The 23,293-nt window shown below is 60.1% G+C and carries 21 protein-coding genes and 1 rRNA gene; 14 read left to right on the top strand and 8 right to left on the bottom strand.

Features of this window, described 5'->3' with window-relative positions:
- Nucleotides 1-4 precede the first annotated feature (4 nt).
- Nucleotides 5-967: an endonuclease/exonuclease/phosphatase family protein gene (locus FHX76_RS12400; RefSeq protein ID WP_167151072.1), complete on the top strand. Its 963-nt coding sequence runs from the start codon at nt 5-7 to the stop codon at nt 965-967.
- Between the two features lie 194 nt (nt 968-1,161).
- On the opposite strand, the gene FHX76_RS12390 is transcribed toward FHX76_RS12400, so the two are convergent.
- On the bottom strand, nt 1,162-2,877 hold the full coding sequence (locus tag FHX76_RS12390) for a cation:proton antiporter (protein ID WP_167151070.1): 1,716 nt from the start codon (nt 2,875-2,877) through the stop codon (nt 1,162-1,164).
- A 130-nt stretch (nt 2,878-3,007) separates the two neighbouring features.
- Between FHX76_RS12390 and FHX76_RS12385 the strand changes: the two genes are divergently transcribed.
- A complete protein-coding gene (locus FHX76_RS12385) occupies nt 3,008-3,622 on the top strand; it encodes a hypothetical protein (RefSeq protein ID WP_167151068.1) in 615 nt (204 codons plus the stop codon).
- Nucleotides 3,619-3,885, top strand: coding sequence for an ABC transporter ATP-binding protein (locus tag FHX76_RS12380; RefSeq protein ID WP_167151066.1), 267 nt, complete (start codon nt 3,619-3,621; stop codon nt 3,883-3,885). The genes FHX76_RS12385 and FHX76_RS12380 overlap by 4 nt, the downstream gene beginning before the upstream one ends.
- A gap of 63 nt (nt 3,886-3,948) precedes the next feature.
- Here FHX76_RS12380 and purB read toward each other — a convergent pair whose 3' ends face one another.
- The 5 genes from purB to FHX76_RS12355 form a co-directional block, all read right to left on the bottom strand.
- Entirely contained in the window at nt 3,949-5,340 is a 1,392-nt protein-coding gene (gene purB, locus FHX76_RS12375) for an adenylosuccinate lyase (protein ID WP_167151064.1), read from the bottom strand.
- Between the two features lie 5 nt (nt 5,341-5,345).
- Complete coding sequence (locus tag FHX76_RS12370; RefSeq protein ID WP_167151717.1) at nt 5,346-5,825, bottom strand: arsenate reductase/protein-tyrosine-phosphatase family protein; 480 nt, start codon at nt 5,823-5,825, stop codon at nt 5,346-5,348.
- Nucleotides 5,826-5,911: 86 nt separating this feature from the next.
- Complete coding sequence (locus FHX76_RS12365; RefSeq protein ID WP_167151063.1) at nt 5,912-6,052, bottom strand: DivIVA domain-containing protein; 141 nt, start codon at nt 6,050-6,052, stop codon at nt 5,912-5,914.
- Nucleotides 6,052-6,207 (bottom strand): DivIVA domain-containing protein, encoded by a 156-nt coding sequence (locus FHX76_RS12360; protein ID WP_167151061.1) that lies wholly within the window; start codon nt 6,205-6,207, stop codon nt 6,052-6,054. Before FHX76_RS12360 ends, FHX76_RS12365 begins: the two co-directional genes overlap by 1 nt.
- A gap of 47 nt (nt 6,208-6,254) precedes the next feature.
- Complete coding sequence (locus FHX76_RS12355; RefSeq protein WP_167151059.1) at nt 6,255-6,674, bottom strand: phage holin family protein; 420 nt, start codon at nt 6,672-6,674, stop codon at nt 6,255-6,257.
- Nucleotides 6,675-6,793: 119 nt separating this feature from the next.
- On the opposite strand from FHX76_RS12355, the gene FHX76_RS12350 reads away from it, so the two are divergent.
- The 4 genes from FHX76_RS12350 (at nt 6,794) to FHX76_RS12335 (ending at nt 11,500) form a co-directional block, all read left to right on the top strand.
- Nucleotides 6,794-7,936: a histidinol-phosphate transaminase gene (locus tag FHX76_RS12350; RefSeq protein WP_167151057.1), complete on the top strand. Its 1,143-nt coding sequence runs from the start codon at nt 6,794-6,796 to the stop codon at nt 7,934-7,936.
- Nucleotides 7,933-9,093, top strand: a complete 1,161-nt coding sequence (locus FHX76_RS12345; protein ID WP_167151055.1) for a thiamine pyrophosphate-dependent dehydrogenase E1 component subunit alpha — start codon at nt 7,933-7,935, stop codon at nt 9,091-9,093. The genes FHX76_RS12350 and FHX76_RS12345 overlap by 4 nt, the downstream gene beginning before the upstream one ends.
- Complete coding sequence (locus tag FHX76_RS12340; RefSeq protein ID WP_167151054.1) at nt 9,093-10,091, top strand: alpha-ketoacid dehydrogenase subunit beta; 999 nt, start codon at nt 9,093-9,095, stop codon at nt 10,089-10,091. The genes FHX76_RS12345 and FHX76_RS12340 overlap by 1 nt, the downstream gene beginning before the upstream one ends.
- Nucleotides 10,092-10,168: 77 nt before the next feature.
- Nucleotides 10,169-11,500 carry a dihydrolipoamide acetyltransferase family protein gene (locus tag FHX76_RS12335; protein ID WP_167151052.1) on the top strand — a complete coding sequence of 444 codons (1,332 nt, stop codon included), beginning with the start codon at nt 10,169-10,171 and terminating at the stop codon, nt 11,498-11,500.
- Between the two features lie 57 nt (nt 11,501-11,557).
- Here the strand turns inward: FHX76_RS12335 and FHX76_RS12330 are convergent, their stop codons facing one another.
- Together FHX76_RS12330 and FHX76_RS12325 are read right to left on the bottom strand one after the other, a co-directional pair.
- On the bottom strand, nt 11,558-12,703 hold the full coding sequence (locus FHX76_RS12330; RefSeq protein WP_167151050.1) for an LPXTG cell wall anchor domain-containing protein: 1,146 nt from the start codon (nt 12,701-12,703) through the stop codon (nt 11,558-11,560).
- A 145-nt stretch (nt 12,704-12,848) separates the two neighbouring features.
- Complete coding sequence (locus FHX76_RS12325) at nt 12,849-15,110, bottom strand: copper-translocating P-type ATPase (RefSeq protein ID WP_167151048.1); 2,262 nt, start codon at nt 15,108-15,110, stop codon at nt 12,849-12,851.
- Between the two features lie 203 nt (nt 15,111-15,313).
- Here FHX76_RS12325 and FHX76_RS12320 point away from each other — a divergent pair, with 203 nt between their 5' ends.
- The 7 genes from FHX76_RS12320 (at nt 15,314) to FHX76_RS12290 (ending at nt 23,123) form a co-directional block, all read left to right on the top strand.
- Nucleotides 15,314-16,363: a metal ABC transporter substrate-binding protein gene (locus tag FHX76_RS12320; RefSeq protein ID WP_167151046.1), complete on the top strand. Its 1,050-nt coding sequence runs from the start codon at nt 15,314-15,316 to the stop codon at nt 16,361-16,363.
- A gap of 45 nt (nt 16,364-16,408) precedes the next feature.
- On the top strand, nt 16,409-17,179 hold the full coding sequence (locus FHX76_RS12315) for an ATP-binding cassette domain-containing protein (protein WP_167151044.1): 771 nt from the start codon (nt 16,409-16,411) through the stop codon (nt 17,177-17,179).
- Between the two features lie 2 nt (nt 17,180-17,181).
- Nucleotides 17,182-18,069, top strand: a complete 888-nt coding sequence (locus FHX76_RS12310) for a metal ABC transporter permease (protein WP_341777944.1) — start codon at nt 17,182-17,184, stop codon at nt 18,067-18,069.
- Entirely contained in the window at nt 18,069-18,908 is an 840-nt protein-coding gene (locus FHX76_RS12305; RefSeq protein WP_167151042.1) for a metal ABC transporter permease, read from the top strand. Before FHX76_RS12310 ends, FHX76_RS12305 begins: the two co-directional genes overlap by 1 nt.
- Nucleotides 18,883-19,281: a transcriptional repressor gene (locus FHX76_RS12300; RefSeq protein WP_167151713.1), complete on the top strand. Its 399-nt coding sequence runs from the start codon at nt 18,883-18,885 to the stop codon at nt 19,279-19,281. The genes FHX76_RS12305 and FHX76_RS12300 overlap by 26 nt, the downstream gene beginning before the upstream one ends.
- A 121-nt stretch (nt 19,282-19,402) precedes the next feature.
- Complete coding sequence (locus tag FHX76_RS12295) at nt 19,403-20,860, top strand: benzaldehyde dehydrogenase (protein WP_167151040.1); 1,458 nt, start codon at nt 19,403-19,405, stop codon at nt 20,858-20,860.
- Nucleotides 20,861-21,602: 742 nt separating this feature from the next.
- Nucleotides 21,603-23,123 (top strand): 16S ribosomal RNA (locus tag FHX76_RS12290).
- The last annotated feature ends 170 nt before the right edge of the window (nt 23,124-23,293 follow it).

Here is a 23,293-nt window from a genome sequence, read left to right as displayed (position 1 = left end):
CTGAGTGTCCGTTTCTCCTGCCATCCCATCTTCTGGGGCGGAGTCTCTTCGTCGGCGCACACGCGGAGCGCGGATTATTGCCGTCCTTTCCCTTGCTTTAACGCTGATTATTGCGCTGCATTCGGTGCTGCCTGGTTCTGTGGGCACGCTCGTTGCGACAGTGTTGCCTTGGCTCGGCTGGTTTCTGCCGGCGCTTGTCCTTTGCGCGCTTCTTACTCGGCGCCCGAGGGCCTGGCTTGTCGTCATTGTGCCTACCTTGGTCTGGCTGATCGTTGTTGCTCCCGTGCTGGTGCCGCTGAGCGGTTCTGCCGCGAACGTGCCGGCTGAGAGCCTCCTCACGGTCGCGTCGCAGAATGTCGAGGAATCCGCCAACACCGCCGCAGAATCGGCACGCACGCTTGCTGCGGAGGGTGCAGACATCATTGCGCTTGTGGAGCTTGATGGTGACGATAGGGGAGCCGCCGCGATCGAGCTTGCCGAGTCACACCCGTATTCGTATACGGTTGGCACGGTTGGCCTCTGGAGTATCTATCCCATCGAGAAGGAGAAGCCGCTCGAATTGGGCCTCGGCTGGAGGAGGGCGCTTTCCGCCGACGTGATGACGCCAACAGGCCTCCTGAGCGTCTACGTCATTCATGCGGCATCCTTTCGACCAGGCGACCAGGAAAATCGCGACACGATGCTGCGCAACCTCGGAGAACTTGTCCCGCAAGACCTGAGCGAGAAAGTCATTGTGCTTGGGGATTTTAACGCCACTATTTTTGATCCCGCGCTCAAGCCGTTGCTTAAGACCGTGAGTGAACCCAATCAGTCAACGCCGTCGTGGGGATTTACCTGGCCGGCAAATATGCCGTTTGCTCGCATTGACCATATTTTTGAGCGCGGCCTGACACCCGTCGAGAACCGGGTATTGCCAGCGGGGAAGAGTGACCACCACGCTATCTTGACGGTTTTCCGCACGGATTGACGCTGACTCAAGTCATCTCACGCCGGTAAACCTAGCGAGTGCCCGCAAATCGACCCAAAGCTGCGCTTTTAGGGCGATTTGCGGGCACTCGCGGCACTCGCGGCACTCGCGGCACTCGCGGCACTCGCGGCACTCGCGGCACTCGCGGCACTCGCGGCACTCGCGGATGGGCGGGGCAGGCCGGGCAGGCCGGGCTAGTCCGGTTTGCTCATCGTGTCGAGGCGGTACTCGTCCATGTCGAACACGCCCTGTGCCTGGTTGATGGCATGCGAGCTGTACGACCCGATAGCGCGAGCGTCGAGTAGCGCGTCTCGCGCGGCCTGCAGCATGCGCCGCTGGAGGAGCATTGACTGCTCCCTTGCATCCATGCGCTTTTGGTCTACAACCGCGTCAGGGTTGAAGCTGCGCTTCTGGTACTGCTTACGAAGCCGCTCGATGTTGGCAGGGTCAACGGGGACGCCGTCGATGACAAGCTGCTCTGGGTCGTCGAGGACAGCGAGGGCCGCTTCATTGGCCTGGGCGAGCAGGTTCATGAGTTCGATGCGGTGCTCGTCCATGTCGTCACCCTTGATTTTGGTTTTGCGGATGACCCAGGGAAGTGATCCACCAAGACCAACAAGGGTGATGACGGCGACGGTAAACGCGACAACGATGAGGAAGGCGCGATAGGGGGTCTCGGCGGGCAGCGACTGGGCGGCCGCAAGTGTGACCACGCCGCGCATCCCTGCCCAGGAGATGATGATGCTGCCGCGCTTCGTGAGTCCCTCTTTTTCGATAAAGGCGAGGTCGGCCGTGCGCTGTGCGATGCCGCGCTGCGCATTAGTTTTGCGCTTTTCCATGCGCTTCGACTTTGGTTCGAAGGTTTCGAGGCGTGCTTGGAACTGGTCGAGTTGGTCGGACTGCTGGAGGCGCCGTTCTTCGTCGCGGCGGAGCAGCGCCATCTGGGGAATGACAAATAGCCCGCGAAGCACCGTGATGAGCACCGCAAGCAGCAGGCCGATGAGCAGCGCATTGCCAAGTTCACCCTTGCCGTGGTCAAGCTCAAGGATGAGGCCGTGCAGCTCAAGCCCCATGAGCAAGAACACCCCGTGCTCAAGCACAAACTGCACGGTACTCCAGTTGGTGTGCTCGCTGATCCGCTCGGAGGCCGCAAGTACTTTTGCGCCCCGATGGCCGGTCACGAGGCCGGCAACAACAACCGAGAGGACACCGGATGCGCCAAAGTGCTCTGCCGGCAAGAACGCGAGGAACGGAACCATGAAGGAGACGGTTGTGGTGAGCACTGGGTCGTTCAGGCGTGAGCGAATGAACACGGTGACGTGGCCGATGAGCAGGCCGATAAGGATGGCCGCGATTGCCGCGTAGACAAAGTCCACGGCAACGCCCCAGAGGCTCACAGCACCCGCCGTTGCGGCGACGGCCGAGCGGAGAAGCACAAGAGCCGTAGCATCGTTGACAAGGCTTTCGCCTTCAAGCATGTTCACGAGCCGGCCGGGCAGGCCGAGCCGCTTACCGATGGATGTTGCCGCGACGGCATCCGTTGGGCTAATGACCGCGCCGAGGGCGATAGCTGCGGCAAGGTTGATCTCTGGCATGATCCAGTGCAGGACAAACCCGACGACGATGGCGCTGATGACCACGAGGGTGACGGACAGTCCGGTGATGGCTTTGAAGTTGCGGCGGAGATCGAGCACTGGCACGTTGACCGCTGCCGAGTAGAGCAGGGGCGGGAGTACTCCGGCAAGGATCCATTCGGGATCGACTTCGATGGTTGGCATCGACGGGATAAAACTGATGCCAATACCAACCACGAGCAGGATGAGCGGGGTGGCAACGCCGGTACGTCGCGAGAACACGGCTGCCGCAACCATGAGCGATACCGCAAGCAGGATGAAGAGGGTCGGTTCCATAAACTATTCCTTCCGCCGTGGGTGAGTGCCCACAGAATAACTGTAGTCAGGGGACGGCTGAGAGAAGGGGCACCTGCTCGGAAAAGGGAAGGTAGACTTGATGAATCCCCAGACGAGAAGAGAAATAAGCGTGTCCGCAGTTTCGCATGAAACGCTGTCCGGTTCGGTGCCAGTCCACGGTGCTGCTCCTCGGGTAGTGAACGCCACTCGCGCAGCCGTCTATGTGGCTGGCGCCCTGATCTTGGCCTTTACCGCGCACCTTCATGATGCGTCGTTTGGTCACGTGTTTTTCGCAGCGCTGACCCTGATCCTTGCGGTTGCTCTGATGGTCGCTGCAACGCGCACAAGTGTTGCCCCAGTTCGTGTCCTTGCGTTTGTTCAGGTCGCGGCATCAGCGATCGTTGGCGTTGTCAGCCTTACGCCGCTGCTCAGTGGTGGTTCTGGTCTCATGCTGCTGGTCATTATTTGGGCGGCAGCTATGGCCGTGAGTGATGTACTCGGCGGTTGGATGATGCGCTCGGCCTGGTCACCAACCGATTCGTTTGTGGTTGGTATTCTCGGCGCCGCCCTTGCGCTTGCCGCCTTCATCCCAGGGTCGAACCTCGATACCGAGATTTCGGCCCCGCTTATGGGATTGCTTGGTGGATATCTCGCACTCGCTGGCGTTTATCTGGGGATTGCCGCCGCCTCAGTTGGCGTGTCGCCCAAAACCAGCGGCACCGTATCGTCGGAGGTTCAGTCATGACCCAATCACCAATTGAGCCCAGCCGTCGTGACAAGCTCAAGCCGCTCGAACTTGTTGGCTTCTCTGCCGTTCTTGGCGTGTTTGCTGGCCTTGTTGTACTCATGGCAACTCGCGAGATCCTGCTGAGTGTTATTTTCCTCGGCGTTGGCTTCATCGTTGCGCTCGTGACCCTTGCCATGCTGAGTATGAGCATGAAGGAAAATGACGAGCCCGACTGGAACACGGAAGACTGGACGCCAAAGGCGCCCGACACCACTCACTAAGACCTCACACAAAGGAGGGGGTGTTCCACGTGGAACACCCCCTCCTTTTTGTGTCTTGCGGGACTAGCCAGCTTCTGGAAGGAACTCCAACAGTTCTGAGGCGAGTCCAACGTAGCCGGCTGGCGTGAGGGCCAGCAGGCGGGCTCGGGCGTCGTCTCCGATGTCGAGCCCGTTGACAAACTCGGCGAGGTCGGCGGCGCCAATGCGCTTACCGCGAGTGAGTTCCTTCAGCGCGGCGTACGGGTCCTTGATGGTTGAGCGACCGGCCGTCACCTCGGCGCGAATGACGGTCTGGATGGCCTCGCCGAGGACCTCCCAGTTGCCTTCAAGGTCGGCAGCGAGCAGGTCTGGCGCGGCGTCGATCTCACCGAGTCCGCGAAGGATGTTGTCGAGTGCGAGCATCGAGTGACCAAAGCCAACCCCGATGTTTCGCTGGGCCGACGAGTCCGTCAGGTCGCGCTGCAGGCGGCTAGTGACAAGCGTTGCGGCGAGTGAGTCGAGGATTGCGCAGGAGAGCTCAAGGTTTGCTTCCGCGTTTTCGAAGCGGATGGGGTTGACCTTGTGTGGCATTGTTGACGATCCGGTCGCGCCAGCAACGGGAATCTGACGAAAGTATCCGATGGAGATGTAGGTCCAGATATCGGTCGCCAGGTTGTGCAGGATGCGGTTGGTGTGCGAAATTCGCGCGTACAGCTCCGCCTGCCAGTCGTGCGATTCGATCTGGGTGGTGAGCGGGTTCCAGGTGAGGCCGAGTGAGGTGACAAATTCCTCGGATGCTTCTGGCCAGTTCACCGTGTTGTCGGCGGCGATGTGCGCGGCGAAGGTGCCGGTTGCGCCGCTGAACTTGCCAAGGAATTCAACCTGCTGGATCTGGTCAACCTGGCGCTCGAGGCGGTACACAAACACGGCGATCTCTTTGCCGAGGGTGGTTGGTGTAGCCGGCTGACCGTGGGTGCGGGCGAGCATTGGCAGGTCACGGTACTTCTCGGCCTGCGCGCGAAGCTCTGCGATGACGAGGCGGAGGCGGGGGAGCCACGCTCCGTGCACGGCCTCGCGGACGGTAATGCCGTAGGAGAGGTTGTTGATGTCTTCGCTTGTGCAGGCAAAGTGAGTGAGCTCGGCGATGGAGTCGAGTCCAAGCTCAGAGAGCTTTTCGCGCACGAGGTACTCAACGGCCTTCACATCGTGACGCGTCACCGCCTCGGTCTTTGCGAGCGCATCGATCTCGGCCTGGCCAAAGTCACGGGCAAAGGCGCGCAACGCTTCCTTCTTGTCCTCTGGCAGCGGTGACGAACCGAACAGCGACCGGTCGGTGAGGTAAATGAGCCACTTCACTTCGACGTGAACGCGGGCCTTGTTGAGGCCAGCTTCAGAGAGCGTGTTGCCCAGCTCAGAGACGGCACCGCTGTAGCGGCCGTCAAGGGGGCTGAGTGGTTGGGGTGGAAGGTTGCTCATCGGTGTTATCTCTTTCGTCGGATGGCGGGTTCAAGTTGGTTAAAGAGTGCGGCGCAAGACTTCTCGATTGTTGCGAGCACTTGCGCAAAGGCCAGGTCGTCTGCATAGTACGGGTCAGGCACGTCGAGGGCGTCATCGCTGCTGCCAACAAATGTCTGCAACAGTTCGATCTTGCTGAGGTCTTCTGGGCTTGGGGCGAGGCTGCTCAACACACGCAAGTGGGTGCGGTCGAGGGCGATAATGAGGTCGTTGGTGCGGAAGTCGACGGTATCCATCTCGTGGGCCCTGTGCTCTGAACCGCCGTAACCGCGCGCGGTGAGCGCGGCAAGCGTGCGGGAGTCGGCTCGTTCGCCAACATGCCAGTCGCCGGTTCCGCGCGAGCTCACAATGATGTTCTCGCCAAGGCCGGCCTGTTCGGCCAAATGCCGAAACACGACCTCTGCCATTGGTGAGCGACAGATGTTACCGGTGCAGACGAAGCACACGCGAAACGCGCTGTCGATGGAGGCTTCGGGTTGGGGCACAGAGTCTATTGTCCTGTACTTTGCCACCGAATACACACCCGGTTTGTTCAGCGCCCGGCTCTGGTCGCTTCGTACTCGCGCAGAGTGAGTACCGCCTTGTCAAGAAACTGGTCGACGTCGTCTTTTGAGTAGCCGTCGCGGAATTTGGTTTCGGTGAACCGCAGCGCGAAAATCTGTTCAGCAGTCACTAGCCGCTTGATGCGAGCATCCCGGGAGTGCCCTCGTAGATCTCAAGTGTGCGCGCTATCGAGTCGAGTGCATCATCAACCTCGTCGAGGCTGAATCCTGCGCGGAACTTGGTGATGTGAAACTTGACCTTGTGGGTTTCTGCGGCGGTAATCACGGGGCTCTTTCGGTCGGGGGATGCTCGCTGAGCTGATGCGTTCGACGTTAGCGGCGTTCGTCGCTGCGCTGGTTCTGTGATGGCTTCAGCACGAGATTGATTGCGCCCGTGAAGAGGCTGAGCACGAGCGCGCCGAGCACGCCCCACCAGAATCCGTCAACGCGCAGCCCAAAGCCGAAGAGGTCAGAGAACCACGCGGTGAGGAGCAGTAGCAGGCCGTTCACGATAAACGCGAAGAGGCCAAGCGTGATGATGTAGAGCGGGATGGAGACGATGCGGATGATGGGCCCAAGGATGCCGTTAATCAGGCCAAACAGGAATGCCACGATGAGGAATGTCATCACGACGCCAAAGGTGGTGTTCTCGATGGGGTCGATCCACACTCCGTTGTCGCCATTGCCACCAACGATGAGGGTGGTGAACCATAGTGCGACGGCGCTGATCAAGACTCGAACGATGAATGACATACCTCAAGCCTACGCGCGCCACCGATGCGGTTCTATGGGGGAACACCCTGATTCCGTATCCTTAGGATCACCTGGTCCAAAATACCGCCGAGAGAATACGCCGTCGGTAGACTCGTGGGATGACCAGCACGAATCAGGAACCGGTGCGGCTGCGCGCAGAAATCCTTGCGAAGCCTCCCTATAAGCAGGGAGTGGAGCCCGCACCAGGCGGCTTCAAGCTTTCGAGCAACGAAAACCCGTTTGGTCCGCTTCCTTCTGTCGCCAAGCGAGCGCTCGGAGTTAACGACTTTAACCGCTACCCTGACGGCTCCCTTCCTGCCCTCCGCGCGGCGCTTGCGAAGCGCTACGGGGTTCCAGACGAGAACGTGCACGTCTCCGCCGGTTCGGTTGCGCTGCTCTATCAGCTTGTTGCAGCGGCCGTTGGCGCCGGCGACGAATACATTTACGCGTGGCGAAGCTTTGAGGCATACCCGGGGCTTGGCATTGTGACCGGTGCCTCCTCAGTGCAGGTGCCAAACCTCCCAGATCACTCTCACGATCTTGAAGCGATGCTCGCCGCGATTACCGACCGCACTCGCATGATGCTGCTGTGCAGCCCAAATAACCCAACAAGCACGACGATTTCGACGGTCGACTTCGAGGCGTTTATGGAGCGGATTCCCTCAAACTTGCTGGTGGTACTTGACGAGGCCTACGGCGAGTTTGTGACCGACGAGGATGCCGTCAACGGCAGCAACTACCTCAGCAAATACCCCAATCTGGTGATCTTGCACACCTTTTCGAAGGCATACGGACTTGCCGGATTGCGCGTCGGATACGGGATCGGCAACAGCCGCATCCTTGACGCCGCCCGCACGGCCGCAATCCCACTGTCGGTGACTGACTCGGCCCAGCAAGCCGCGCTTGCTTCGCTTGAGCCCGAGGCCGAGGCCGAGCTGCTCGAGCGAGTCTCCGTGATTGCCGAACGACGCGACCGCATGGTCACCGCTCTGCGGGAAACCGGGTGGAACATCCCGCAGGCACAGGGCAACTTCTTCTGGTTGCCGCTTGGGCAAGAAACAGTGGCTGCTGATCGTTTCTTTAACGAGGCAGGCCTTGTTGTGCGAGCCTTCGCCCCGGAGGGCATCCGCGTTTCTGTTGGCGAAGAAGAGAGTGTTGCCACCATCCTTGCGGTTGCCGCGCGTATCCTCGACACCCTGCCGATCGATCATCTTGCCCGCAAGGCAGCTAGCCAACCCGAAACGAAACGGAGCAACGTATGAGCCCGGCTTCACAGGTACCAACTACCGACGCCGCCCCCGTACAGTTCTTAACCCCCTCGGGTGAACTCGTGCGCAGCGCCGAGAACGAGGAGTATTTCCCGTACCTCGATTCGCTGGGTGAGGCCGAGTACACACGGTTCTATCGCGACATGCTGACGACCCGCACCATCGATATCACGGGAACGAACCTGCAGCGCCAGGGTCAGCTTGGCTTGTGGCCACCGAGCCATGGGCAGGAGGGTGGCCAGGTCGGTTCCGCCCACGCCGCCAAGGCACAGGACCACGTGTTTCCTTCATACCGTGAGCACGCCGTTGGCCTGATCCGCGGCGTTGATCCGCTCGGTTATATGGCTTTGTTCCGCGGCATCACGCACAGCGGATGGGACCCAAACGACCCCAAAAACGGCAACTTCCGCCTCTATACCCTTGTGATCGGTTCGCAGGCGTTGCACGCAACCGGCTACGCAATGGGCCAACAGTTTGATGGGGCCGTCGGCACTGGCAATCCAGACGCCGACGAGGCGACGATCGTTTACTTCGGCGATGGCGCGAGCAGCCAGGGCGACGTGAGCGAGGCCTTTGTCTTTGCCGCGAGCTACCAGACCCCTCAGGTGTTCTTTATGCAGAACAACCAGTACGCCATTTCGGTTCCAGTGAGCCGCCAGTCGCGCACCCCGCTGTATCGCCGCGGTATTGGTTTTGGCATCCCAAGCGTGCAGATCGACGGCAACGATGTGCTCGCCGGGTTTGCCGTGACGGCAAAGCACCTTGACGATGCGCGTGCTGGCAACGGCCCTTCGCTCATCGAGTCGCTCACGTATCGCATCGGAGCTCACACCACGAGCGACGATCCCACGAAGTACCGGATGAACGAAGAGGTCGAGTCCTGGATCGCGCGCGACCCCATCACGAGGCTCGAGGCGTTCCTGCGCTCGCAGGGCATCGGCGACGCGTTCTTTGAGGACCTCAAGGTCGAGATGGACGATTTCTCCTCCGACCTGCGACGCCGCACGCTTGAGCTACAGCCACCGTCGGCGAACGACATGTTCGACTACGTCTACAGCGAGCCGCACGCCGTTCTTGAAGAGCAGGCGCGCTGGCACGCCAACTACGAGGCCTCGTTTAGCGACGCCACAACCGACGGGAGCCACGCCTGATGACCGCGAACATCGACGCAGACATTCAGAACCTGCCACTGGCAAAGGCCATTAACCTTGGGCTCCGGCAGGCAATGGCAGACAACAGCAAAGTCTTGCTCATGGGCGAAGACATCGGCCAGCTTGGTGGTGTGTTCCGCGTCACTGAGGGGTTGCAGGCAGAATTTGGCGAAGGACGGGTGCTTGACACCCCGCTCGCCGAGTCTGGCATCATCGGTTCGGCCATTGGCCTCGCGATGCGCGGCTACCGCCCGGTGTGCGAGATCCAGTTTGACGGCTTTATCTTCCCCGGATTCGACCAGATCACGTCGCAACTTGCGAAGCTCACGAACCGCTATCTTGGCTCGCAGACGTTCCCAGTGGTCATCCGGGTTCCCTACGGTGGACACATCGGCGCGGTTGAGCACCACCAAGAGAGCCCAGAGGCCTACTTCGCGCACAGCGCCGGCCTTCGCCTCGTGAGCCCGTCAACGCCAAACGACGGCTACTGGATGATCCAGGAGGCCATCGCCAGCAACGACCCCGTCATGTTCTTTGAGCCAAAGAGCCGCTACTGGCCAAAGGGCGAGGTCAATTTCCGTTCCTCTTCTGCCTCGCTGCACTCGGCGCGCGTCGCCCGCACGGGAAGCGACGTGACCGTTGTTGGCCACGGCGCAATGGTTGCCATGCTGCTTCAAGCTGCTGAGGTCGCCGAGACGGAAGGCACAAGCATCGAGGTCATCGACCTTCGCTCGCTGTCGCCAATCGATTACGAAACGATTCTCACGTCTGTGCGCAAAACCGGTCGACTTATTGTCGCTCAGGAAGCGCCGGAAAACGCGAGTGTCGGCAGCCAGATCGCCGCCACCATCGGTGAGCGTGCGTTCTATTCGCTCGAGGCTCCGGTCATCCGAGTCTCTGGGTATGACACCCCGTTCCCGCCGGCCAAGCTCGAGTCGCAGTACCTGCCGGATGCCGACCGCATCCTCGAGGCCGTTGACCGCGCTTTGGCATACTAGGCATAGAGCGCAACCCGTCGAGGCTACTGGCCGAGGCATCCATTTTTGAAAAGTATGAACTCCCCAAGGAGCACCCCATGAGCGAGACCCCGTTTCTTCTTCCAGACGTTGGCGAGGGACTCACCGAGGCAGAAATCGTGTCGTGGCACGTTGCCCCTGGCGACACGGTCGCGATTAACCAGGTTTTGGTTGAAATTGAGACCGCAAAATCGCTTGTTGAGCTTCCATCGCCGCTTGCCGGCGTTGTCGCAGAGCTGCTCGTGAGCGAGGGACAAACCGTTGAGGTTGGCGCGCCCATCATTACGGTTCGCGAAGACGGCGTCGATGCTGCGCCAACGGCCCAGCCCGCTGCCTCAGTTGATCCTGCGGTTGACGCTGCCGAGATTGCGGAGGCCACGCGCGACGTCGCTGACACGATTCAGGCGGAGGAGCCGGCCGGAGCGGTCCTTGTTGGGTACGGTTCTGGCGGTCACGCCGCAAGCCGTCGCAGGGCAGGGCGCCGTCCTGTTGTTCCCGAGCGTCCGACCTCGGTGCCGGCATCCGGTGCGCAGCCCGTTATCGCAAAGCCGCCGATTCGCAAGCTTGCAAAAGACCTCGATGTTGACCTTGCTGAGGTGGAGGCCACAGGCCTCGCCGGTGAGATCACGCGCGACGATGTGGTTCGCCACGCCGGGCAGGCGAGCGTGTTCCGTAATATTGCCACGCCTGAGCTTTCGGATGATCGCGAGGAGCGCATCCCAGTGAAGGGTGTGCGTAAGGCCATCGCAAAGGCCATGGTTGAGAGCGCATTCAAGGCGCCACACGTGAGCCTGTTTGTTGACGTGGATGCCACACGCACCATGGAGTTTGTGAAGAGGCTGAAGGCCTCAACCGACTTTGCCGGCGTGAAAGTTTCGCCGTTGCTCATCATGGCAAAGGCCATTATCTGGGCCGTCCGTCGTAATCCCATGGTCAACTCGGCGTGGACCGACGAAGAGATCATCGTGCGCCACTACGTGAACCTCGGTGTGGCCGCGGCAACACCGCGCGGGCTGATCGTGCCCAACGTTAAAGAGGCGCAGTCGCTGAGCTTGCTCGAACTCGCCAAGGCCCTTGAGCAGCTGACACTCACCGCCCGCGACGGCCGCACGTCGCCGGCAGAGATGGCAAACGGTACTATCACGATCACCAATATTGGTGTGTTTGGTATGGACACCGGTACCCCCATCCTGAACTCCGGCGAGGTTGGCATCGTTGCACTTGGCACGATCAAGCAGAAGCCCTGGGTGGTTGACGGCGAGGTCCGCCCGCGCATGGTCACCACCATTGGTGCATCCTTCGACCACCGAGTGGTTGACGGAGACGTGGCCAGCCGCTTCATCGCAGATGTTGCGAGCGTGATTGAAGAACCAGCGCTGCTGCTCGACTAGCGCGGCTTTCCTCACCGATTCAGCTAGCGAGTGCCCTCAAATCGACCCAGATTCGGATTATTCGGTCGGTTGAAGGGCACTCGCTGGCGTTGAGCGGGTTGCGCGTCGGCGAAGGCCGAGCAGCACGGTTCCGCCCGCGATGACGAGGGCAACTCCGCCAACGAGGAAGCTGTTCTGCTCACTGCCGGTGTTTGCGAGGGTTGATGAGCCCGAGGCCGCCGCAGCGGTGACCACGGGTTCCGTCGTCTGGATGCCCGGGGCCGCTGCGCAGGTGTCAGTGACGTTGAAGCGAACCTGGTTGATGGTCCAGGTTTGCTCAACATCACCAAATGATGCCGCGGCAAGGATGGCAGACATTCCATCCGCATATTCGAGTGGTTCGTTCAGCGTGAGCGTCGCGGATGAGGGCGTGTTGGTTGGAACCAGAATGATATTGAGGCCGGGCAACAGGGGCTGACTAAACAACCCGCTCACAGTGTCCTCGTGATAGATCGTTGCTTGGCTGTCTGCGCTGAAGGCAACGAGGGCCTGCGCATACGACAGGTTTGGGTCTGGTGTTGGCTCCGGCGTTACAGCTGGGGCTTCCGGTACCGCGAGGGCATCGCCCTGCGCTGTTGCCGTCTGGTCTGCATCGGTTGGCGGCGTTTCGGTACCCCCTGATGGCGTTGGAGTGCTGGTCTCCGCCTTGGCCTCTGGCGTTTCCGAAGCATCTGTCGGCCCGTCGCTTGGCGAGGGCGATGGTGCGATAAAGGGTGTGGCCGCGAGGGCGTCATCGAGCGGGGCGTCGTCAAGGGTGAGGTCAGGGTCGTTCGTTGGCAGTGGTGTTGCCGGAGCGTTCTGTTCGTTCGCGGTGAGCGCGATCGTAAATCCGTTGACCAGGCGAACGCAGTTACTTGCCGGAGCGGGTACGTTCCACGACAGGTCAACAACGGGGTAGCCATTGGCTTGCGGATTTTCGCGCCAGTCTAGGTTGAGGTTTGGTTGCAAGGGTCCATCGGCAGGGCCGACATAGTCCGAGTACATGTTGTAGGAGGGATCTTCTTCGATCCCGTACGGGTTGACGACCTGCGACCATTCGGTTGGTGCGACCTGCTGTGCGGCGGTGGTGTCGGCAAGCGCCGGCCCAACGGTAAGGAGGCCTACAAGGCCCACTGTGAGGCCGGTCCCTGCACCAATGAGCAGACGTGTATTGAGTTTTTGCATGTGGTTCTCTCGGATGAGGACGTGACAGCATCACGTCGCTGTGTTGATCAAGTGTGTTGCCGCTTGTGCGGAAACTGGACTCGAACATCCGAGCCCCCCGGCTCACATCGTACTGGCGCAGGGGGCAACCTGTCACGCGGTATTTTTATCCGGCGTCATGTGGCACGATTCGCTCCGGCCGCAGGTCGAGGCGGCGCAAAAGCTGCGCGTTGAGGGCAACAACGACCGTTGAGGCAGACATGAGTAGCGCACCAACCGCCATCGGCAGGACAAAGCCGACCGGGGCAAGGATGCCTGCCGCGAGCGGTACCGAAAGGATGTTGTAGCCTGCGGCCCACCAGAGGTTCTGTTTCATCTTCTGATAGCTGCGTTTGGACAGCTCGATGAGAGACACAACGGAACGAGGGTCGTCGCTCGCGAGGATGACCCCAGCCGACGCGATTGCCACATCGGTTCCGGCGCCAATCGCGATTCCAACGTCTGCTTGGGCGAGTGCGGGTGCGTCGTTGACGCCGTCGCCGACCATGGCGACCGTGCGTCCCTCTGCTTGCAGTGAGCTGACCTTTGAGGCTTTGTCTTCCGGCCGGACGCCGGAGAAGACCCGGTCGATCCCAAGCTGGGTCGCCACTGACCTGGCAACGGCATCCGCGTCTCCCGTGATCATGACCACTTCGATGCCCCTGCGCTTGAGCTCGGCAATGGTGTCGCGAGATTCATCGCGGATCTTGTCTTCGAGCCGGAGCGCTCCGGCTACCTGCCCGTCAATGAGTACGTGCAGGATGATGGCACCCTCGTTGGCCCAGGTTGCTGTCTCTGCGAGCGGCGATGCTCCTGCCTCGCTCAGCAGGTGTGGCCCGCCAACGCTGACTTCGTGGCCCTCAACCGTGGCCGTCACTCCGACCGCAGCCGAGGCGCGAAAATTGCGTGCGGAAAGGAGGGGGCCAGCTTCTGAGGCGGCGGCAATAATCGCTCTGGCCAGTGGATGCTCGCTGTCTGCCTCCGCTGCCCCAGCTAGGCGGATAATCCGCTCTGCACTGAATGAACCCGTGCCTGATGATTCCGCGCCGCGTGAACTCGTTGCGAGCACATCGGTAACAACGGGTGCTCCTTCGGTGAGCGTTCCGGTCTTGTCGAAGAGCACCGCATCCACGTTCCGCATGCTTTCAAGCGCAAGACGATCTTTGATGAGCACGCCGGCTTTGGCGGCGCGTTCCGTCGAGATCGACACGACGAGCGGGATGGCAAGGCCGAGCGCGTGGGGGCAGGCAATGACCAACACCGTAATGGTTCGGATGACGGCGTCGTCGGGATTCCCCGCGAGCGTCCACGCGATTGCCGTGATGACCGCCGCGCCGAGGGCAAACCAGAACAACCAACCCGCAGCGGTGTCTGCGAGGCGCTGGGCGCGGGAGCTTGAGTTTTGGGCATCGCTCACGAGGCGTTGGATGCCAGCCAGCGCAGTGTCGTCGCCAACCGCCGTGACTCGCACCCTGATGGCGGTGTCTGTTGCGACGGTGCCTGCCACGACTCGGCTGCCTTGGCCGCGAGTGACCGTTCGAGATTCTCCGGTCACCATGGATTCGTCAACTTCCGCCGTTCCCTCGGTGACCACTCCGTCGGCGGGAATGCGCGCACCGGGGCGAACGCGCACGACGTCGCCAACTACGAGCGTTGACGGGCTGACCGTGACCACTGTGTCGCCATCAACTCGCTCAGCTTCGTCGGGAAGAAGCGCGGCAAGGGAGTCGAGCGCCGACGAGGTTTGGGCAAGCGACCGCATCTCGATCCAGTGGCCGAGCAGCATGATCACGATGAGTAGCGCGAGCTCCCACCAGAAGTCGAGGGAATGGTCAAGCATGCCGAGGGTCGCGCCGAGCGAGGCGAAGTAAGCAACCGTGATGGCGAGTGCGATGAGCAGCATCATGCCGGGTTGTTTGGCCTTCAGCTCGGTCACCGCTCCAGAGAGGAATGGTTTGCCTCCCCACGCATACATGACGGTGCCGAGTACGGGGGAGACCCACGGTATCCACGCGGCGTCCGGCAGTTCGTAGCCGATAATCATGGCAAACATTGGGCTGAGCGCTGCAACGGGAATCGCGATGACGAGCATGATCCAGAAGAGACGGCGGAATTGGCCGACGTGGTCTCCGTGACCGCCGTGATCCATGGCTGCATGGCCCATGGAGGCATGGCCCATGGCCGCGTGATCCACATCCCCATGATCCACATCCCCATGATCCACATCCCCGTGGTCGGGTGACCCGTGCCCGGTTGCGTGGTGACTCTGGGCACGGTCATCGCCGGTGATGTGCGCGGGGGTCTTGTGGTCACTCTCGCCAGGGGCTGCGGAATGCGGCCAGGGTGCTGGGCGTTTCAGTGAAGCGTGGTCCGTGTTGTTGTGGTCCATTGCGTACCTCCTCGGCGATGGTGTGTGACGTTATCCACACGCAGGCTAATATACCCCCCAGGGGTATAAAAGTCCAGGATGACGCGCGGGCTGCCAGTACGAGCGGGGGCTATGTGACTTGATAATCGTTATCATTAGGGTTATTCTTGAGCTCTCCGGCAGCAGCGCCGGGCCAAAACAAGCTAGATAAGGCACCACACTCCATGAAGCGATACGTCATCGCAATTCCAGCACTGCTTCTCGCCACGGCGCTCGCCGCCACGGGCTGCACCGCGTCATCCTCTGCGTCGGGCTCTGGCGACACGCTCAAGGTGGTCGCAACAACCACACAGGTTGGCGACTTCACCAAGAACGTAGGCGGCGACGATATCGAGTTCACGCAGCTTCTCGCCCCTGGCGCGAGCGCGCACCACTTTGATCCGACGCCGGCAGATCTCGCAAAACTCGCGGCTGCGGATGTTCTTGTCACCAATGGGGCCGGGCTCGAAGAGTTCCTTGATTCAGCTATTGAGGCGTCAGGATTTCACGGCGTCACCATCGACAGCAGCACGGGCATCACGCTGAGTGGCGATCACGATCACGATCACGATCACGATCATGGTGATGAGGACAGTCACGAGGGCCACGAACATGCCGAGGGCGACGATCACGACCACGATGCAGAATCGGCCGAGGGCAATCCGCACATCTGGACCGACCCGGCCAACGCCAAAATCATGGTCAATAACATTGCGGAGGGACTGACCAAAGCCGCAACGGAACGCGGCGAGCAGGACACGCCCTTCACGCAAAACGCGCAGGCGTACAACACCAAGCTTGACGAGTTGGATTCCTGGATTCAATCAAATGTCAGCAAGGTCCCCGCTGACCAACGACTCGTGGTGAGCAATCACGACGCGTTCCACTATTTCCTTGACGCCTATGACATCACGTTTGTCGGTTCGATTATCCCCAGCTTTGAGGACAACGCCGAACCGAGTGCAACCGAAATTGATGCGCTTGTCACCAAGATCAAGGAGCTCGGGGTGAAGGCAATTTTCTCTGAGAGCTCGATCAGCGATAAAACGGCAACGGCAATCGCAAAGGCTGCCGGCGTTGAGGTCTATTCCGGAGATAACGCGCTCTTTGGCGACTCGCTTGGTGCACCGGGCTCAGGTGGCGACACCTATATTTTGTCCACCATCCATAACACCCAGGTCATCCTCGAGTCGTGGGGCGTCACCCCAACTCCAGTTCCGGCCGGGCTTGAGTAAGGGCAGCAGACATCAGTCGTTCTTCCGTAGGCATAGAGTAGTTCCGTGAACCAACAATCTCCCGCAATCGACCTGCGGCACGCATCATTCTCATACGGGGCCGCGCCCCAGCTGAGCGACGTGACCGCAACGGTTGAACGCGGCGACGCCGTGGCTCTTGTTGGGCCAAACGGTTCCGGCAAATCCACCCTGCTGAAGGGCATTCTCGGACTGGTGGATGTTGTTGGTGGCGAAGTCCACGTGCTCGGAGGCTCTCCTCGTTGGGCCTTGCCCCGAGTTGGGTACCTCTCTCAGCTCAGCGATGTTGACCGCGAGTTTCCGGTGAGCCTCCGCCAGGTGGTCATGATGGGGCGCTATCGCTCGCTTGGCCTCATGCGCTGGCCGGGCAAGCGCGATAAGCAATTGGTTGATGACGCGATCGAGCGGGTTGGTCTCACCGACCAGGCCGGCCGGATGTTTGGTGAGCTGTCGGGCGGCCAGCAGCAGCGTGGCCTGCTCGCGAGGGCGCTCACGGTCGAGCCGGAGCTGTTGCTGCTCGACGAACCGTTCAACGGCCTCGACCAACATAACCGCTCGGCGCTGCTTGCAACGCTCAATTCGCTTCGCGACGACGGCGTCACGATTGTGACGTCAACGCATGACCTGCAGCTTGCACGAGTGGTGTGTACAAAGGTCATGCTGCTCAACAAGAAGCTCATCGCATACGGGCCTGTTGAGGAAACGCTTAAGCTCCCTCTTGTGGAGCAGACCTTCGAGGGAAGCCTCGCGCACGTCGACGATCACTCGGTTGTCCCAACGGGACACGAGCACGACTAATCGTGGACCTCAGTTTTTTCACAGACCCGTTTGCGCTCCCGTTCATGTCGAGGGCGCTCGTCACCGTGCTGGTGCTTGCGGTTGCGAGTGGTGTCGTTGGCCTGTTTATCAACCTGCGCAACCTAGAGTTCATCAGCGACGGCCTTGTGCACGCGGTGTTCCCTGGGCTGGTGGTTGGGTTTGTTGTGAGCGGCACTGACGGTCTACTGCCGGGTGCCCTCGTTGCGGGTGTCATCGCGGCTGGCATCCTCACACTGGTCAGCCGAAGGGGCGTTGGGTCGGATGCCGCGATCGCCGTGGTCCTCGCCGGCAGCTTTAGCCTCGGTATTGTCATCGTTTCACGCGAAACCAACTATGTGAGCCAGCTTGAGCAACTGCTGTTTGGCAGCGTGCTCACGGTCACCGAATCGCAGCTCATCCAGATCATCATCGTTGGTGCGCTCGCGGTGCTTATGGTGTTGGTGTCGTGGCGGATGCAGGTGTTCCTCTCGTTTGACCCCGTTGGTTTTCGGGCAGCCGGATTCCGTTCGCTGCCCATCGAGCTGCTGTTCAACTGTGCGATTGCGTTCTTGGTGGTCGCCGGTTCTCAGGCGCTTGGCAACCTTTTGGTGCTTGCCCTGCTGATCGTGCCCGTCGCGATCGGTCGACTCATCACGAGGCGGATGCTGTGGCTCACGCCCATCGCAATCGTCGCGGCAGCGCTGTCTGGCTGGCTCGGCTTGCTCTCGAGCTTTTACGCGTCGATTGAGTTTGATCTCACGCCATCACCCGGTTCGCTCATCGTGATCATCCTCATCGTGATCTACGCGATTGTGCTGCTTGCGCACGTGATTACGCTTCGCATCGCTCGTCGCAGCCAGCTGCGTGCTCATAGTGGGGTGGCCCACTAATGGGATTCTTCGAACTTGCCATGCTCGAGGCCGTCCTCCTTGGGGCGCTGAGTGGCATTGTTGGCACAATCGTTGTGCTCCGAAAGCGGGCATTCTTCACTGTCGCCCTCACCCACGCAACGTTCCCTGGTGGCGTGGTCGCTGCTCTTCTTGGGCTGAATATCCTGCTGGGCGCCGCGGTGTTTAGTGTGGTCTTGGTCCTCATCATGCTTGGTATTTCGCGCGTGCACCGGCAGGGCAGCCAGGTGGCCTCTGGCGTTGTGCTCACGTTTGGATTTGCCCTCGGTGCGCTGCTGCAATCGCTCAACCGGGGCATGTCGCTGCAGGTTGATACCTTCTTGGTCGGCTCGATTCTTACGGTTTCGCCAGGGGATATTTGGGCAACCGGCGTGGTCTTTGTGGCGGCACTTGCCCTCATCCTTGTCGCTGGCAAAGAACTGCTCTTCTCAAGCTTTGATCCGCAGGGCTTCCGCGTTGCCGGATTCCGGCCAGCCGCAATTGATTTGGCCTCGCTTGCGCTCATTGCAGCCACGGTTGTTGTTGCGATGCCAGCCGTTGGCTCCATCCTCTCCATTGCGCTCATTGCCGGGCCGGCCGTGAGCGCCCGACTGCTTATCAAGCGGGTTGAGTGGATGATTCCGCTCGCCGTGCTGTTTGGCATCCTGTCTGGCGTTGGGGGTCTGTGGTTCTCCCGGATTTTTGCAATCGCGGCCGGTGGGTCAATTTCGCTCACAGCCTGTGCCCTCTTTGTGGCTGCGGTGGTCTTTGATCGCGTCAAGCGCTACCGTGGAGAGAGGAGGAATCGTGGCTGTAGTGAGGCGCAATACGTGGCAGCGTGAAGCTGTTCGAGACGCTCTCGACTCCGAAACCGGGTTTGTGAGTGCTCAGACGCTTCATGCAACCCTTCGCGATGGTGGTTCGCCGATCGGCCTGGCTACCGTCTACAGGGCACTTGCCGATCTGGCCACGGCCGGCGACGCGGATTCGCTGCAGTCGCCAGAGGGCGAGAGCCTCTACCGAGCTTGCGATTCCAGTGGGCACCACCACCACCTCATCTGCCGAAAGTGCGGCAAGACCGTTGAGATTGCCGCGCACGATGTTGAGTCGTGGGCTCAGCAGGTTGCCGCCGAGAACGGCTTTACCGATGCGCATCACGTTGTTGACGTCTTCGGTCTGTGTGCGGAGTGCTCGGCCAAAGCAGCGACAGCCTAGCTCGGTCATCCACTCGTTCTGTTGTTGATGCGGAACCGAGCTCCTACTCAGCCGGGGCCGCTAACGTGGTTGCAAGATGTGGGCCACTGCACGGTGAGCTCACCGGGTTTGAGGAGGAACGATGACGTTACTAGATGCCAAACTGTGGGACGGCAAGATCTATCGCGGCGGCTGGGTTGCCGGTTCTGGTGGATCAGCTGCCGTACATGAGCCAGCAACCGGTGCAGAGCTGGGCCGGGTTGGTGTCGCCACTGCCGACGACGTCTTGCGGTCAGCATCCGAGGCAGCTCACGCTCAACGTGAGTGGGCGGACAAGAAGCCCGAAGAGCGCGCTGCTGTTCTGCGTCGCGCCGGCGATCTCTGGGAGACCCACGCCGAAGAGATCCAGCAGTGGATCATTCGTGAGGCAGGGAGTGTTCCGACGAAGGCCGGTCTCGAAACTCATATTGCGGCAAACGAGTGCTTCGAGGCGGCGGGTCTTCCCTCCCATCCCCACGGCGATGTCCTGAGCTCGAACGAGGACCGCTGGTCATTTGCGAGGCGGTTGCCTGCCGGAGTTGTGAGCGTCATCGCGCCGTTCAATTTTCCGCTGATCTTGTCGATTCGTTCGGTGGCTCCAGCGCTTGCACTAGGCAATGCCGTACTGCTCAAGCCAGATCCACGAACTACCGTTTCCGGCGGCGTCGCTCTCGTGCGCATCTTTGAGGAGGCTGGACTTCCTCCTGGCCTGCTCCATTTGCTGCCGGGCGGCGTGGATGTTGGGGAGGCCGTCGTCTCGGCTCCCGAAGTCCGCGTGGTGTCGTTCACCGGTTCTACCGCAGCGGGTCGCCGCGTTGGAGAACTTGGCGCACGCCACCTTAAGCGCACGCACCTGGAACTCGGTGGCAACAACGCACTCATCGTCTTGCCTGGTGCCGACCTGCATCGCGCCGCATCCGCAGGTGCGTTTGGTTCGTTCCTTCACCAGGGCCAGATCTGTATGACTACTGGCAGGCATCTCGTTCACGAGAGTCTCTATGACGACTACGTCGCGGCCCTTGCAGAGAAGGCGGTTGCGCTCCCTGTTGGGGATCCCGCCTCCGGGCAGGTTGCACTTGGTCCGCTCATCAACGATGTCCAGCGCGACCGAGTTGCATCCCTCGTGGAGCGGGCAACGGATGCCGGCGCCCGCGTTGCCGCGGGTGGCACCTACAAGGACCTGTTCTTTGCGCCAACGGTCCTTGCCGATCTAGAGCCGACGAATCCGGCCTGGGTGGAGGAGATCTTTGGGCCTGTTGCGCCGGTGGTGAGGTTCTCAACCGTTGAGGAGGCGGTTGAACTCACGAACGCAAGCGAGTACGGGCTCTCGGTCGGGATCCTCGGTGAGGTAGGCCTCGCGATGCAGGTCGCCGATCAACTTCATTCCGGAAAGATCCACATCAACGAGCAGACCGTTTCCGATGAGGCCAACGCGCCGTTCGGGGGAGTGGGTTCCTCTGGCACCGGCTCGCGGTTTGGGGGAGCATCCGCAAACATCGAGGCCTTCACCGAAACACAGTGGCTGACGGTCCGCCCCGAAATCGCCCCCTACCCCTTCTAACCAAGTCCTGCCCCAACTAATCGCAACCGCACGCTCCGAACCTGCATCTATTTGTGATTTTCTGTTCCCTTTTCTGGGTTTTTCGGCAGAAACTCGCAAATGGTTGTGGGGTTGTGGGGTTGTGGGTGGGGTTGTGGGGTGCGACACGCCCGGGATGTTTGGTTGGGGAAAGTCGTTTTTGTTGGTTTGTCGGGGTTTTTGGGGTGGTGTGGTGGTTTTGGATTTGCGGAGGTGTCGTATTCGCCGTAATGTATTCCAAGTACCCCAAAGGTGCGGCAGAGCGGATTGCTCGCCGGCCTCAAGTGGGACCACTTATCTCACCGAGATTGTTTCAGGCGCATTTGTGTTTGTTGCGGTTTAGTGTGAAGATATAACTCCCGCTCTTGTGAGAGTCAGGTTCGGTTTCTTCGCGTCAAATAATTTGCGAGAAACACGATTTGACAGGAACTCCAGGAGCTGGTAGGATAGAGAAGTTGCCTAGAGGGCAGGTTGAGAAACTGAAACTCTAGTGCGTCTGGTCCTTGAGAACTCAACAGCGTGCACAATGTCAAATGCCAAAAAGACTCGTTAGCTCAACCTATCTGGTTGGGTGAAGAGATTCCTTTGGAAAAATATTGAACAACAAAGCAAGTCAGTAATGATTTGTTCTGTCAGTTTCGAACTCGCAGCCTTTTCCGCCTATTCCGGTGGTTGGGCTGCTTTATGTTTAGCGCAGGCCTTTTGGTTTGTTGCTTGTTAATCATTTACGGAGAGTTTGATCCTGGCTCAGGACGAACGCTGGCGGCGTGCTTAACACATGCAAGTCGAACGATGAAGCTGGAGCTTGCTCTGGTGGATTAGTGGCGAACGGGTGAGTAACACGTGAGTAACCTGCCCTTGACTCTGGGATAAGCACTGGAAACGGTGTCTAATACCGGATACGAGCTTCCGCCGCATGGTGAGGAGCTGGAAAGAATTTCGGTCAAGGATGGACTCGCGGCCTATCAGCTAGTTGGTGAGGTAATGGCTCACCAAGGCGACGACGGGTAGCCGGCCTGAGAGGGTGACCGGCCACACTGGGACTGAGACACGGCCCAGACTCCTACGGGAGGCAGCAGTGGGGAATATTGCACAATGGGCGAAAGCCTGATGCAGCAACGCCGCGTGAGGGACGAAGGCCTTCGGGTTGTAAACCTCTTTTAGTAGGGAAGAAGCGAAAGTGACGGTACCTGCAGAAAAAGCACCGGCTAACTACGTGCCAGCAGCCGCGGTAATACGTAGGGTGCAAGCGTTGTCCGGAATTATTGGGCGTAAAGAGCTCGTAGGCGGTTTGTCGCGTCTGCTGTGAAAACTGGAGGCTCAACCTCCAGCCTGCAGTGGGTACGGGCAGACTAGAGTGCGGTAGGGGAGATTGGAATTCCTGGTGTAGCGGTGGAATGCGCAGATATCAGGAGGAACACCGATGGCGAAGGCAGATCTCTGGGCCGTAACTGACGCTGAGGAGCGAAAGCATGGGGAGCGAACAGGATTAGATACCCTGGTAGTCCATGCCGTAAACGTTGGGAACTAGATGTAGGGGCCATTCCACGGTTTCTGTGTCGCAGCTAACGCATTAAGTTCCCCGCCTGGGGAGTACGGCCGCAAGGCTAAAACTCAAAGGAATTGACGGGGGCCCGCACAAGCGGCGGAGCATGCGGATTAATTCGATGCAACGCGAAGAACCTTACCAAGGCTTGACATATACCGGAAACGGCTAGAGATAGTCGCCCCGCAAGGTCGGTATACAGGTGGTGCATGGTTGTCGTCAGCTCGTGTCGTGAGATGTTGGGTTAAGTCCCGCAACGAGCGCAACCCTCGTCCTATGTTGCCAGCACGTAATGGTGGGAACTCATGGGAGACTGCCGTGGTCAACACGGAGGAAGGTGGGGATGACGTCAAATCATCATGCCCCTTATGTCTTGGGCTTCACGCATGCTACAATGGCCGGTACAAAGGGCTGCAATACCGTAAGGTGGAGCGAATCCCAAAAAGCCGGTCTCAGTTCGGATTGAGGTCTGCAACTCGACCTCATGAAGTTGGAGTCGCTAGTAATCGCAGATCAGCAACGCTGCGGTGAATACGTTCCCGGGCCTTGTACACACCGCCCGTCAAGTCATGAAAGTCGGTAACACCCAACGCCAGTGGCCTAACCTTCGGGAGGGAGCTGTCTAAGGTGGGATCGGTGATTAGGACTAAGTCGTAACAAGGTAGCCGTACCGGAAGGTGCGGCTGGATCACCTCCTTTCTAAGGAGCATCTGGCAGTCTTCGGATTGTCCAGGCGCCAGATCGAGACCGACTGTGTCTCGCTGGTAGCTCATGGGTGGAACATTGACATTGATACATCGCACCGGATGGTGTGGGGGTAGTACGGTAGCTTCGGTTACTTGGAACGTCTCGCATGGTTTTGGTTCGTT

It is taken from the genome of Lysinibacter cavernae (assembly GCF_011758565.1).
GTDB classification, from domain to species: domain Bacteria; phylum Actinomycetota; class Actinomycetes; order Actinomycetales; family Microbacteriaceae; genus Lysinibacter; species Lysinibacter cavernae.
Note: the sequence above shows the minus strand (reverse complement) of the source record. Positions and strands in the feature narration are given on the sequence as shown.